This is a genomic window from Hydrogenophaga sp. (assembly GCF_041913525.1).
GTDB lineage: Bacteria > Pseudomonadota > Gammaproteobacteria > Burkholderiales > Burkholderiaceae_C > Hydrogenophaga.
Map to the genome: position 1 here is coordinate 109311 of NZ_JAYSFD010000006.1, position 12659 is coordinate 121969.

Below are 12659 nucleotides of genomic sequence, written 5' to 3' on the forward strand. Positions count from 1 at the left end.
CGCGTTTCGACAACACACAGCAGGAGACAGCCCATGTACATGCCCCCCAACACCCGCCTGCGGCTGGACCCGCAAGACGAGTACACGCACACGCCCGAGGCCGTGTCCAACTACAACGAGAGCATGTACTTCAACGCCTTCGACACCGCCAGCGGCGTGGGGGCGTGGATGCGCATTGGCAACCGGCCCCACGAGGGCCATGCCGAGATGACCTGCTGCGTCTATCTGCCCGACGGGCGCGTGGGCTTCATGTTCGCGCGCCCGGCCATCAGCGGCAACGCCGAGATGGCCGCCGGCGGCATGCGCTTCGAGGTGCTGGAGCCCTTCAAACGCCTGCGCGTGACCTATGACGGCGAGCTGCTGCTCATGACCGACCCGCACGCCATGGCCAACCCCAGCGCGGCCTTCAAGGCCTACCCCAAGCGCCCGGCCTCGCTGGCGCTGGTGTTCGAGGGGGTGTCGCCCATGCACGGCGGCGAAATCGTCGATCTGAATGGCCAGCCCATCGAGCTGGACCCCGAGCACGCCGTCTACCGTGGCCACACCGAGCAGCACATGGCGGTGAGTGGGCACATCACCGTGGACGGGCAGCGCTTTGACATGACCCAGGGCACCGGCTACCGCGACAAGTCGTGGGGCCCGCGCCACTGGCACAGCTTCTATTGGTACAAGTGGCTGCCCGTGGCCTTCAGCCGCGACTTCGGTGTGCTGCTGTCCATCAAGGGCAACCCCGAGGGCGGGCCCAATCGCATCAGCGGCAACGTGCTGCGCGGTGGCGTGTACGAGGCGGTGCTCGACGGCCGCATCGACGCCGAGTACGACGACAGCTGGTACCCGCGCCGCTTCAGCGCCTGGGTCAAGACGGCGCAGCGCGAATACACGCTGCAAGGCCGCGTGCTGGCCACCGTGCCGCTGCGCCACCAGCGCAAAGGCAGCGCCGACCCCACCCGCTACACCCGCATCACCGAGAGCATGAGCGAGTACACCTGCGAGGGCCACACCGCCCTGGGCATGACCGAGTTCTGCGACGTGATGCAAGGCGGCGTGCCCATCTCTGTGTCTGCCCAGGAGGCCGCATGAGCGACACCGTTGTGCTGGAACGCCAGGGCGGCGTGGCCCTCATCACCCTGAACCGCCCGCAGGCCAAGAACGCGCTGGACCCGGCCACCACCGACGCCCTGGTGGCGCACCTGCGCGCCCTGCGCGACGACGACACCGTGCGCGCCCTGGTGCTCACTGGCGCGGGCGGCGATTTCTGCGCCGGTGGCGACGTGAAGGCCATGGCCAGCAGCGGCAATGGCGGCACCCGCAGCCCCGAGCAGCGCCGTGCCGGCATGGCCCGCTACCGAGACCTCGCCACCGCCATGGCCGGGCTGGACAAGCCCGTGGTGGCCGCGGTGGACGGCGTGGCCTTTGGCGCCGGCCTGAGCCTGGCGCTGTGGGCCGACCTGGTGCTGGTGAGCGACCGGGTGCGCCTGGCCATGGTGTTCCACCGCATCGGCCTGGTGCCCGACGTGGGCGCCTGGTACACGCTGCCCCGCGTGGTGGGCCTGCAGCGCGCCAAAGAGCTCATCTACTCCGCCCGCGAATTCGGCGCACAAGAGGCCCTGCGCATGGACCTGGCGCTGGAGGTGCACCCGCCCGAGGACCTGCTGCCGCGCGCGCTGGAGATCGCCCACAGCTTCGAGGGCGCATCGGCCACCGCCATGAGCCTGTCCAAACAAGCCCTGCAAGCCTCGCTGCAGACCGACCTGAACACCATGCTCGACATGGAGGCCACCGCCCAGGCCGTGGCCGGCGGCAGCGAGTACGCGCGCGAATCGGTGCGCCGCTTCGCCGCCCGCGAACCGGCCCAGTTCCGCTGGCCCGCCCTTCCCACCCAAACCAAGACCACCCCATGATCGATTTCGACCAAACCAAGGCCTGGCGCTCGGGCCCTGTGCGCCACACCTACACCACCCGCGACACCATGCTCTACGCCCTGGGCCTGGGCCTGGGCAGCGACCCGATGGACGCGCAGCAACTGCGCTACGTCTATGAAAAAGACCTGGTGGTGCTGCCCACCATGGCCGCCGTGCTGGCCTCGCCCGGCGCGTGGATGCGCGAGCGCACCGAGCTGGGCATCGACTTTCTGAAGCTGGTGCACGGCGAGCAGGGCGTCACCATTCACCAGCCGCTGCCCACCGCGGGCACCGTGATCGGCGAGAGCCGCGTCACCCGCATCGTGGACAAGGGCGAAGGCAAGGGCGCCGTGATGCACGTGGAAAAAACCCTCACCCACGCCGACAGCGGCGCCCTGCTGGCCACGGCCGAGCAGGTGCTGTTCCTGCGCGGCGACGGCGGCTTCTCGGGCGGCAGCGGTGGCGATGCCCCGGCCCCGGCCCTGCCCGCCGTGCCCGCCGTGCCCGACACCGCACCCGACGCCGTGCTGGAAGTGCCCACCCGCCCCGAGGCCGCGCTCATCTACCGCCTCAGCGGCGACACCAATCCCCTGCACGCCGACCCGGCCGTGGCCGCCAAGGCCGGCTTCCCCCGGCCCATCCTGCATGGCCTGGCCACCTGGGGCAACGCCGCGCGCGCCCTGGTGCAACTGTTCGCCGACCACGAGCCCGCGCGGCTGCGCAGCATCCGGGCGCGCCTGACCTCGCCCGTGTACCCGGGCGAGACCCTGGTGGTGGAGGCCTGGCGCCTGGCTGAGGGCGAGCTGGCGTTCCGCGTGCGCGTGAAAGAGCGCGACGTGGTGGTGCTCAACAACGGCCGCGCCAAGATCGCCGCCTGATGACCGGCGCCACCATGCGGGCCTGGCGGGTCGAGGCCCTCACCGAGCCGCCCACCCTGGCCCTGCGCGAGGTGGCACGCCCCGAGCCCGACGCCCAGCAGTACCTCGTTCGCGTCGAGGCCAGCGGCCTGGCCTTTGGCGACACCCTGCTGGTGCGCGGGCGCTACCAGATCAAGCCGCCGCTGCCCTTCACCCCGGGCTCCGAGGTGGTGGGCACCATCGTGGGCGGGCCGGGCGGTGCAGAGGGTTCGCTGCCTGTGGGCACGCGCATCGCCAGTTCGTGCCAGCAAGGTGGCATGGCCGAGTACGCCCTGGTGCCGGCCCGCCACGCCGTGGCCTTGCCACCGGGCTTGCCGGCCGGCGCGGCGCTGGCCCTGCGCAGCAACTTTCCCACCTCGCTCTACGCCCTGCGCGAGGTGGCGCGCCTGCAGCCCGGCGAGACGGCGCTGGTGCACGCCGCCGCCGGTGGCGTGGGCAGTGCCGCCGTGTCGCTGGCGCGCTGGCTGGGCGCGCGGGTCATTGCCACCGCCGGTGGCCCCGAGAAAGTGGCGGCCGTGCAGGCCCTGGGCGCCGACGAGGTGATCGACTACCGACAGGCCGACTGGGTGGACCAGGTCAAGCGCCTGGCCCCTCAGGGCGTGGACGTGGTGTTCGACCCGGTGGGCGGCGAGGTGGGCGTGCAAAGCCTGCGCTGCCTGGCCTACCGCGCGCGCTACCTCGTTGTGGGCTTTGCCAGCGGCACTCTCACCGCCTTGCCGGCCAACCGCCTGCTGCTGCACAACGCCACCGCCCACGGCGTGCTGTGGGGTGAGGTGCGCCAGCGCGACCTGCCCCTGGCCCAGCGCCTCACGCATGAGGTGATGCAAGCCCATGCCCAGGGCCAGTTGCCCCTGCTGCCCGGCCATGCCCATGCCTTCGCCGATGCCCCCGCTGCCCTGCAGGCGCTGCACACGCGCCACAGCGTGGGCAAGCTCTGGCTGGCGCTGGCCAATGCGGGCTGACGCCTGAGGCGCGGGCACCCATGGCCATGCTGCTTTCCCTGGGCCGCGCCTTCCCCGCGCTGGCCGAGCCGCGCATGCGCCGCTACCTCAGCGCGCAGGCGGCCTCGCTGCTGGGCAGTTGGGTGCTGGACATCACGCTGAACCTGCTGGTCTGGCGCCTGACCCAGTCGCCCGCGATGCTGGGGGCGCTGAACTTCCTGATCTACCTGCCCTCGCTGGTGGTCACGCCGCTGCTCTCGGGCCGCTTGCGCGTGGACAACGCGCGGCGCCTGTCGCTGGCGGTGCTGGCGGCCGCCATGGCGGTGGCCGTGGGCCTGACCCTGGGCCACGCGCTGGGCCTGCTGACCCTGCCGGTGCTGCTGGGCGCTGCCCTGGTGCGCGGCGTGCTGGGCGGCATGGAGGTGCCTTCGCGCCAGATGCTGCTGATGAGCCTCACCCACGACAGCGCCCGCCTGGCCAGTGCCATCGCCCTGAACACCGTGGTGTTCCTGCTGGCCCGCACCCTGGGGCCGGCCCTGGCCGGGCTGATGTTCGAGCCCCTGGGGCCTGGCGCGGGCTTTGTGCTCGCCGCCCTGGGCACGGCGGTGATGTGGCGCAACGTGTGGCGCCTGCCCCGCCCGTCGCCCGTGCCGCCCGCGCCCACGCCAGCGCAAGGCGGCGGCCTGGGCGCGGCCTTGCGCTTTGTGTGGCAAGACGGTTTCGGTCGCCTGTTTCTGCCCATGACCGCCTGCGTGGCCTTTTGCGCCGGGGCCTACCAGACCCTGGTGCCGGTGCTGGCCGATCGCGTCTACGGTTCGGCCAGCGCCTGGACCGGCTGGTTCTTCGGGGCCAGCGGCGTTGGGGCGCTGGTGGCGGCGGTGCTGCTGTCATCGCGCCACGTCGAGGCCAGCCTGCGCCGGGGTCTCATGGCCGTGCCCTGGCTGGCGGTGCTGGCGCTGGTGCTGCTGGCCGTCAGTGCGCACGTGGCCACCACCCTGGCCGGCTTCGCGCTGCTGGGCTTTTGCACGTCCTTCGTGGGCACCGGCACCAACGCCACCTTGCACCGGCGCGTGCCACCCGCCGCGCGCGGCGGCCTGATCGCGCTGCTGCTGCTGGCCTTCAACGGCGTGATGCCCCTGGCCCAGCTCGTGGCCGGTGCGCTGGCGCAATGGGGGTCGGTGAACGCGGCCTTTGGCTGGCTGGCCGCGGGCCTGGCGGTGGTGCTGGCGGCGGCCTATGGCTGGCGCTGGCGCCGCCTGGGCCGGGTGGTGTGGGACATGAACCGGCTGTGAGCCGGCGGCGGCAGGCCCACCGCCCTCAGCGCTGGCCTTCCTTCACCACGCCTTGCTGCACCAGGGCATCGACCTCGGCGTCGGTGAAGCCATGGCCGCGCAACACGTCGCGGCTGTGCTGGCCCAGCGCGGGTGCGCCGCTTGGGCGCACCTTGGTGACCCCATCGAGGCGAAACGGGCTGTCCACGGTGCGCTGGGTGCCGCCCATGCCGTCGGCCTCGACGAAGGCGCCGGCGTGCACCGCCTGCACGTCGTGGGGCACATCGGCCAGGCGCGCCACCACCGAGACCGTGAAGCCGCCAGCGGCCTCGAACAGGCGCTGCCACTCGGCGGCATCGCGGCGCAGGAACACGGGGTCAAAGAGCGCGGTGAGGGCCTGGGCGTGTGCGCGGCGGCCTTCCAGGGTGACAAAGCGCTCGTCGGTGGCCAGCTCGGGCAGGCCCAGCACCTGCAGCAGCACGGGCCACAGCTTGGTCTCGGAGACCATGGCGATGGAGAGCCAGCGCTCGTCGGCGCAGCGGTAGAAGTTCGAGAGCGCGCTGCGCGGCGCGTGCCGGGCCTGCCGGTAGCGAATCTCGGCGCCCGCCAGTGCGGCCTGCACCATGGCCGCGTTGGCCCAGATGCCGTTGGCCAGCAAGGACGTGCTCACCACGCCGCCCAGGCCGGTGCGTTCGCGCCGGTACAGGGCCATGACGATGGCGCCAAACAGCGTGCTGGCGGTGGGGTGGTCGCCCTGCGCCATGGCGGGGGCGGTGGGCGGGGCGTGTTCGTCGGCGCGGGTGATGTCGGTCAGGCCTGAGCGCGCGAAGTAGGCGGTGGCGTCAAAGCCCAGGCGGTCGGCCTCGGGCCCGGTTTCGCCGTAGCCGGACACCGAGCCAAACACCAGGCGCGGGTTGATGGCCAGCAAGGCCTGCGGGTCAAGGCCCAGCCGCGCGCGCACCGCGATGGGGTAGTTGGTGATGAGCACATCGGCCTGGCCGACCAGGCGGTGCAGCACCGCCTGCCCAGCCGGCGTGCGCAGGTCCAGCGCCAGGCCCAGCTTGTTGCGCGACACCAGGTCCCAGGCGTAGTTGTGTTCGCTCTTGGGCAGGTTGGGCAGGGCCGCCATGGCGCGGTAACCGTCGCCCCCCTCGGGGGGTTCGATCTTGATGACCTCGGCGCCGAAATCCGACAGGATCGTCGCCGCCGCGGGCGCCGCCACGTAGCTGGCCACGTCCAGCACCTTCAGTCCCTCAAACACGCTCATGCCTTGTCTCCTGGTGGCAGGCCCGTGCCTCAGGCCCGAAAGTCCAGCAACACGCGGCCCAGCGTGTCGCGCTGGCGCACCAGGGCGGCGGCCTCGGCCAGGCGTTCCAGCCCCAGGCTGCTGTGCAGGCGCGGGCGCAGGCGGCCTTCGCGGTAGAGGCGCAGCACGTCTTGCTGCACCTGGCGGGTGACCTCGGGCTCGCGCTCGCCGGCCTGGCGGTAGTCCACGCCCAGCAGGGCCGCGCCCTTGACGATGGCCAGGTTGGCCTTGAGCGCGGGAATCTGCCCGCCAGCAAATCCCACCATCAGGTGCCGCCCGCGCCAGCCCAGGGTGCGAAAGGCGGTGTCGGTGGCCTCGCCGCCCACGGGGTCGAACACCACGTCCACGCCGGCTTTGCCGGCCAGGGCCTTGGCCTCGTCTTTCCAGTCGTCGCTGGTGTCGATCACGGCGTCGGCACCGGCGGCCAGGGCGGCGGCGCGCTTGGCCGGGTTGCTGGCGGCGGCGATCACGCGCGCGCCCAGCACCTGGCCCAGTTGCACCGCCGCATGGCCCACGCCGCCGCTGGCGCCCAGCACCAGCAGGGTCTCGCCGGCGCGCAGATGGGCCCGCTCGCGCAGGGCATAGAGCGCGGTGGCGTAGGGTGCCATCAGGGCCGCGGCCTCGATGGCCCAGTCGCTTGCGGTGGGCGCCTCGTCGGCACCGCCCAGGCGCAGCGCGGCACTGGCGGGCAGGCAGAGCATTTCCGTCCAGGCGCCTTGGCGCACGCCGCACACGCGGTCGCCCACGCGCAGGCCCAGCGTGTCGCCGGTGCCCAGCGCATCGACCACGCCGCTGAACTCCGAGCCCGGCACGAAGGGCGTGGGCGGCTTCCACTGGTAGCCGCCGCTGGCCAGCAGCAGGTCAACGAAGCTGATGGCGCTGGCCAGCACGCGCACCCGCACCTCGCCCGGCCCGGGCTCGGGCATGGGCAGCAGGTCCAGCGTGGGCTGTGCGCCCGCCTCAAAGCTGTGCACGCGCCAGGCGTGCACCGTGGGGCCGGCGGCGCTCATCACTCGACGCGGATCGCGCTGTTCTTCTTGATGGCCACCCACTCGTCCGTGGCCTTCTTCATCACAGCGGCGAACTGGTCGGGCGTGATGGCCGGTGCCACTTCCAGGCCGTAGGCCAGCATCTGCTTCTGGAACTCGGGCGTGGCCATCACCTGCTGAATCGCTTTGTGCAGCTTGTCCACCACCGCCTTGGGCGTGCGCGTGGGCGCGAAGATGCCGCAGAACGATTCGTTGGAGATGCCGGGAACGCCCAGCTCCAGGAAGGTGGGCACGTCGGGCAGCACCTTCCAGCGGCGGGTGCCGTTGGCGGCCAGCACGCGCACGCGGCCGTCACCACCGAAGGCCAATGCGCTGGCGCTGGAGATCACGGCGGCGTCCAGGCGGCCGGCGGTCAGGTCGGGCAGGATGGGCGCCTCGCCCTTGTAGGGCACGTGGTTGAGCTTGATGTTGGCGCTGCGCCCGAACACCTCGCCGAAGTAGTGCGAGCTGGAGGCGTGGCCGGTGGTGGCGAAGTTCAGCGGCTCTTTGGCGGCCTTGGCCTTCTCCACGAACTCGGCCAGGGTCTTGGGGCCATTGCCCGGCACGGCCCACAGCGCGGGCAGTTCGTACAGGCGGGCCACCGGGGCGAAGTCTTTGTGCGGGTCGTAGTTGACGTTGGGCAGCAGCACCGGGTTGCTCACCAGCGCGGTCATGTTCAGCAGCAGGGTGTGGCCATCGGGGGCCGAGCGCGCTACCAGGTTGGTGCCGATGAGCGAGTTGGCGCCGGGGCGGTTGTCCACCACCACGGGCTGGCCCAGCAGGGGCTCCAGGTTCTTGCCCAGCAGGCGGGCCACGCCATCGGTCTGGCCGCCGGCAGGGAAGGGCAGCACCAGCGTGATGGGCTTGGTGGGCCAGGGGTTGTCTTGTGCCCAGGTGGGCGCGGTGGCCAGGGGGGTGGTGCTGGCCACGGCCAGGGCCAGGGCTTGTCGGCGGTTGATCATGTGTGTGTCTCCTTTTGGGTGGGCTGAAACCGGCGCACGGCCCCGCCAGGGCGGGGCGCGCGCCTGGGGGGCTGGATCAGGCGAAGCGCTCGCCGCGCTGCGCCATGTCCAACAGCAAGGCCGGCGGCGCGAAGCGCTCGCCGTACCGCTGTGCGAGTTCGGCCGCGCGCTGCGCAAACGCGGGCAGGCCGACCATGTTCACGAACTGCAGCACGCCGCCCGTCCAGCGCGGGAAGCCGATGCCCAGCACCGAGCCGATGTTGGCGTCGCGGGCGCACTCGATCACGCCCTCTTGCACGATGCGGATCGCCTCGATCGCCTGGATGTACAAGATGCGGTCGCGCAGGTCTTCAAACGGCACGTCCGCGCCCGGCTGGCCGAACTCGGCCTGCAGGCCCGACCACAGGCGCTTGGGCTCGCCCTCGGGGTAGTCGTAGTAGCCGCCGCCGCCCGCGCGGCCGGGGCGCTTGAGGCCATCGGCCATGCGCTCGATCACGGCCCAGCCCGGGTGGGCGGGCAGGGTCTTGCCCTCGGCGGCCAGGTCGGCCTCGGTCTGGCGCTTGACCGACAGGCTCAGCGCCATGGAGGTCTCGTCCATCACCGCCAGCGGACCCACCGGCATGCCCACGCTGAGCGCGGCGTTCTCGATCAGCGCGGCGGGCACGCCCTCGCCCAGCATGGCCGCGCCTTCCTTGGTGAAGGTGCCGAACACGCGGCTGGTGAAGAAGCCACGCGAGTCGTTCACCACGATGGGCGTCTTGCCGATCTGCTTCACGTAGTCCAGCGCGTGGGCCAGGGTCTCGGGCGAGGTCTCGCGGCCCTTGATCACCTCCACCAGCGGCATGCGGTCCACCGGCGAGAAGAAGTGCAGGCCGATGAAGCGCTCGGGGTGGGCGCTGGCCTTGGCCAGCCCGGTGATGGGCAGGGTGGAGGTGTTGGAGGCGAAGATGCCGCCAGGAACCAGATGCGGTTCGGCCTCTTGCGTGACGCGGGCCTTGAGCTCGCGGTTCTCGAACACCGCCTCGATGATCAGCTCGCAGCCGGCCAGGTCGGCCGCGTCGGCGGTGGGCACGATGGCCTGCAGCACCGCGTCGCGGCGGGCCTCGGTCATGGCGCCCTTGGCGATGCGCTTGGCCAGCAGCTTCTCGCTGTGGGCTTTGCCCTTGGCGGCCTGCTCGGGCGTCACGTCTTTCAGCACGGTGGTGATGCCGCGCAATGCGTTCACGTGCGCGATGCCCGCGCCCATCATGCCGGCGCCCAGCACGCCCACGCGGGCAAAGCGCTTGGGTGGCACGCCAGCGGGGCGGCCCTTGTCGGCCTTGATCTCGTTCATCTGGAAGAAGAACGTGGTGATCAGGTTCTTGGCCACCGGCCCGGTGGCCAGGCCCACGAAGTGGCGGCTCTCGATGGTGCTGGCGGTGTCAAAGTCCACCACCGCGCCTTCCACCGCGGCCGAGAAGATGGCCATGGGCGCGGGGTAGCAGCCACGGGTTTTCTTCATCAGCTGCACGGGGGCGGTGCGCAGGAAGGTGAGCGAGGCCGGGGCCAGCTCGGTGGCGCCGGGCAGGCGCCAGCCCTTGCGGTCCCAAGGCTGGGTGGCCTCGGGGTGGGCCTGGATCCACTCGCGCGCCAGGCGCATCAGGCCTTCGGCGTCGGCGGCGGTGTCGTTCACCAGGCCCAGGGCCTTGGCTTTCTCAGGCGCAAAGGTGGTGCCTTCCTGCAGGTAGGGCATGGCCGCTTCCAGGCCGAGCAGGCGCACCAGGCGCACGATGCCGCCGCCGCCCGGCAGCAGGCCCAGGCCCACTTCGGGCAGGCCCAGGGCAATGGACGGGTCGGCCAGGGCGAAGCGGGCGTGGCAGGCCAGGCACAGCTCGAAGCCACCGCCCAGTGCGGTGCCGTTGATGGCGGCCACCACCGGCTTGCCCAGCTTCTCTAGCTGGCGCAGGGTGGCCTTCATGCCCTGGGCGCGCTCGAACAGCGCGGCCTTTTCGCTGGGCTGCACGGCCAGCAGGCTGTTGAGGTCGCCGCCGGCGAAGAAGGTCTTTTTGCCCGAGGTGATGATCACCCCGGTGATCTGGTCGCGCTCGGCTTGCAGCCGCTCGACAGCGGCGGCGTAGTCGGCCCGAAAGGCCGTGTTCATGGTGTTGGCCGACTGGCCCGGCATGTCGATGGTGAGGGTGACGATGCCGTCGGCGTCTTGTTGGTACTGAATGCTGCTCATGTGGTGGTCAGACCCGTTCGATGATGGTGGCGATGCCCATGCCGCCGGCCACGCAGGCCGTGACCAGGCCGCGGCGCAGTTGGCGGCGTTCGAGTTCGTCCAGCAGCGTGCCGATCAGCATGCCGCCGGTGGCGCCCAGGGGGTGGCCCATGGCAATGGCGCCACCGTTCACGTTCACCTTCTCCGGGTCCACCTTCATCTCGCTGATGAAGCGCAGCACCACCGACGAGAAGGCCTCGTTCACCTCGATCAGGTCGATGTCGTCGATCGACAGGCCGGCCTTCTTCAAGGCCAGGCGCGAGGCCGGCGCCGGGCCGGCCAGCATCAGCGTGGGCTCGGTGCCCACGGCCGCCACCGACACGATGCGCGCGCGCGGCGTGAGGCCCAGCTCGCGGCCCTTGTCTTCGGTGCCCAGCAGCAGCAGCGAGGCGCCGTCCACGATGCCGGACGAGTTGCCTCCGGTGTGCACGTGGCGAATGCGCTCCAGGTGCGGGTACTTCATGAGCGCCAGCGCGTCAAAGCCACCCAGCTCGCCCATGGCCTGGAACGAGGGCTTGAGCGCGCCGAGCTTGTCCATGGACGAATCGGCGCGGATCAGTTCGTCTTCGGCCAGCAGCGTCAGGCCGTTGGCGTCTTGCACCGGCACCAGCGACTTGGCGAAGTGACCGTTGGCGCGGGCGTGCGCGGCGCGCTGCTGCGAGCGCAGGGCGTAGGCGTCCACGTCTTCGCGGCTATGGCCGTCCAGCGTGGCCAGCAGGTCGGCCGCCACGCCAGTGGGCACCGGCTTGAGCTGGAACACCATCTCGGGCTTGGTGTCGCGCGGCCCCGGGGCGCCGCCCATGGCCACGCGCGACATCGACTCCACGCCACCGGCCACGATCAGGCTCTCCCAGCCCGAGCGCAGCTTGGCCGCGGCGATGTTCACCGCCTCAATGCCCGAGCCGCAGTAGCGGTCAAGCTGCACGCCGGGCACCTGCCAGTCCCAGCCGGCGCGCAGCGCGGCGGTCTTGGCGATGCAGCCGCTTTGTTCGCCATAGGGCATCACGCAGCCGATCAGGGCGTCTTCGATCTGGGCCGTGTCCACCTGGGTGCGGCGCTGCAGGGCCTGCATCAGGCCGGCCAGCAGGTCCACCGGGTTGACCTCGTGCAGGCGGCCATCGGGCCGCCCCTTGCCGCGCGGTGTGCGCAGCGCGTCGTAAATGAAAGCTTCTTTCATACGGGGGTCTTTCGTCGGGAAATCGTCTGGAAAAGGAACTCAGCCGCGCGCGGGCGGCGAGAGGGCGTCGGCCGAGGCGTCGCCCAGGCGCATGCCGCCGTCGCAATCGAGCACGGTGCCGGTCACGTAGCGCGAGAGGTCGCTGGCCAGGAAGAGGGCGGCGTTGGTGATGTCGTCAAAGTCGCCGTAGCGGCGCAGCGGCAGGCGCGCTTTCAGGGCCTGTTCGCGCTCGGGCGAGGCGGCCAGCTTGGCCATGCCGGGGGTGTTGGCAATGGGGCCGGGCGAGAGCGCGTTCACCCGCACGCCGGCCGGGCCCCATTCCATGGCCAGGCAGCGCACGGTCATGTTGATGCCGGCCTTGGCCGCGTTGGCGTGCACCTGGAACAGGCCCGGCACCTCGGCGCCTGGGGCGGTGATCGAGAACAGCGAGGCACCCGGCTTGCGCAGGTGCTCGAAGCTGGCGCGCAGCACGTTGAAGTTGCCGATCAGGTCAATGTCGATCACGGTCTTGAAGCCGTTGGCCGACAGGTGCGCGGCCGGCGCGTGGAAGTTGCCCGCCGCGCCCGAGACCACGATGTCCAGCGGCCCGAAGCGCTGCGCTGCCTCGGCCGCCACGGCGGCCACGGCGTCAAAGTCGCGCACGTCGGCCGCGCGCGCCAGCACCTCTTGCCCTTCGGCGGCCACCAAGGCGCCAGCCGCCTCGATGCGCTCGGCGCTGCGGCTGAGCATCGCCACCCGCGCCCCGGCAGCGGCCAGCCGGCGCGCAATGGCCAGGTTGATGCCACTGGAGGCGCCAGCCACCAGGGCGACCTTGCCCTGGAGCAGGTCGGGCGCGAAGCCCGAGGAGGCGAGGGTTTCCAATCGACGTCCTTTTTATTGGTTGATCCTTTTTATGC

General features: G+C 71.4%; 11 protein-coding genes. 5 read left to right on the forward strand and 6 right to left on the reverse strand.

Translation table 11 applies throughout. The features are described from left to right. The first annotated feature begins 33 nt into the window (after positions 1–33). Genes ACE3RQ_RS09645 through ACE3RQ_RS09665 form a run of 5 tightly spaced genes read left to right on the forward strand, consistent with a single transcriptional unit; the run spans position 34 to position 5051 of the window. Entirely contained in the window at positions 34–1080 is a 1047-nt protein-coding gene (locus tag ACE3RQ_RS09645) for a hypothetical protein (protein ID WP_374521758.1), read from the forward strand. Then, entirely contained in the window at positions 1077–1901 is an 825-nt protein-coding gene (locus ACE3RQ_RS09650; protein ID WP_374521759.1) for an enoyl-CoA hydratase/isomerase family protein, read from the forward strand. Before ACE3RQ_RS09645 ends, ACE3RQ_RS09650 begins: the two co-directional genes overlap by 4 nt. Further along, a complete protein-coding gene (locus ACE3RQ_RS09655) occupies positions 1898–2779 on the forward strand; it encodes a MaoC/PaaZ C-terminal domain-containing protein (protein WP_374521760.1) in 882 nt (293 codons plus the stop codon). The genes ACE3RQ_RS09650 and ACE3RQ_RS09655 overlap by 4 nt, the downstream gene beginning before the upstream one ends. Beyond that, entirely contained in the window at positions 2779–3780 is a 1002-nt protein-coding gene (locus tag ACE3RQ_RS09660; RefSeq protein WP_374521761.1) for an NADPH:quinone oxidoreductase family protein, read from the forward strand. The genes ACE3RQ_RS09655 and ACE3RQ_RS09660 overlap by 1 nt, the downstream gene beginning before the upstream one ends. A gap of 20 nt (positions 3781–3800) precedes the next feature. Beyond that, positions 3801–5051 (forward strand): MFS transporter, encoded by a 1251-nt coding sequence (locus ACE3RQ_RS09665; protein WP_374521762.1) that lies wholly within the window; start codon positions 3801–3803, stop codon positions 5049–5051. A gap of 25 nt (positions 5052–5076) precedes the next feature. On the opposite strand, the gene ACE3RQ_RS09670 is transcribed toward ACE3RQ_RS09665, so the two are convergent. From ACE3RQ_RS09670 to ACE3RQ_RS09695, 6 genes are all read right to left on the reverse strand, one after another. After that, on the reverse strand, positions 5077–6297 hold the full coding sequence (locus tag ACE3RQ_RS09670; RefSeq protein WP_374521763.1) for a CaiB/BaiF CoA transferase family protein: 1221 nt from the start codon (positions 6295–6297) through the stop codon (positions 5077–5079). Positions 6298–6326: 29 nt separating this feature from the next. Further along, a complete protein-coding gene (locus ACE3RQ_RS09675; RefSeq protein ID WP_374521764.1) occupies positions 6327–7346 on the reverse strand; it encodes an NADPH:quinone oxidoreductase family protein in 1020 nt (339 codons plus the stop codon). After that, on the reverse strand, positions 7346–8326 hold the full coding sequence (locus ACE3RQ_RS09680; protein WP_374521765.1) for a Bug family tripartite tricarboxylate transporter substrate binding protein: 981 nt from the start codon (positions 8324–8326) through the stop codon (positions 7346–7348). Before ACE3RQ_RS09680 ends, ACE3RQ_RS09675 begins: the two co-directional genes overlap by 1 nt. Positions 8327–8402: 76 nt before the next feature. Beyond that, a complete protein-coding gene (locus ACE3RQ_RS09685) occupies positions 8403–10547 on the reverse strand; it encodes a 3-hydroxyacyl-CoA dehydrogenase NAD-binding domain-containing protein (RefSeq protein ID WP_374521766.1) in 2145 nt (714 codons plus the stop codon). Between the two features lie 7 nt (positions 10548–10554). Next, a complete protein-coding gene (locus ACE3RQ_RS09690; RefSeq protein WP_374521767.1) occupies positions 10555–11763 on the reverse strand; it encodes an acetyl-CoA C-acetyltransferase in 1209 nt (402 codons plus the stop codon). A 39-nt stretch (positions 11764–11802) separates the two neighbouring features. Further along, positions 11803–12624, reverse strand: coding sequence for an SDR family oxidoreductase (locus tag ACE3RQ_RS09695; RefSeq protein ID WP_374521768.1), 822 nt, complete (start codon positions 12622–12624; stop codon positions 11803–11805). Positions 12625–12659 lie beyond the last annotated feature (35 nt).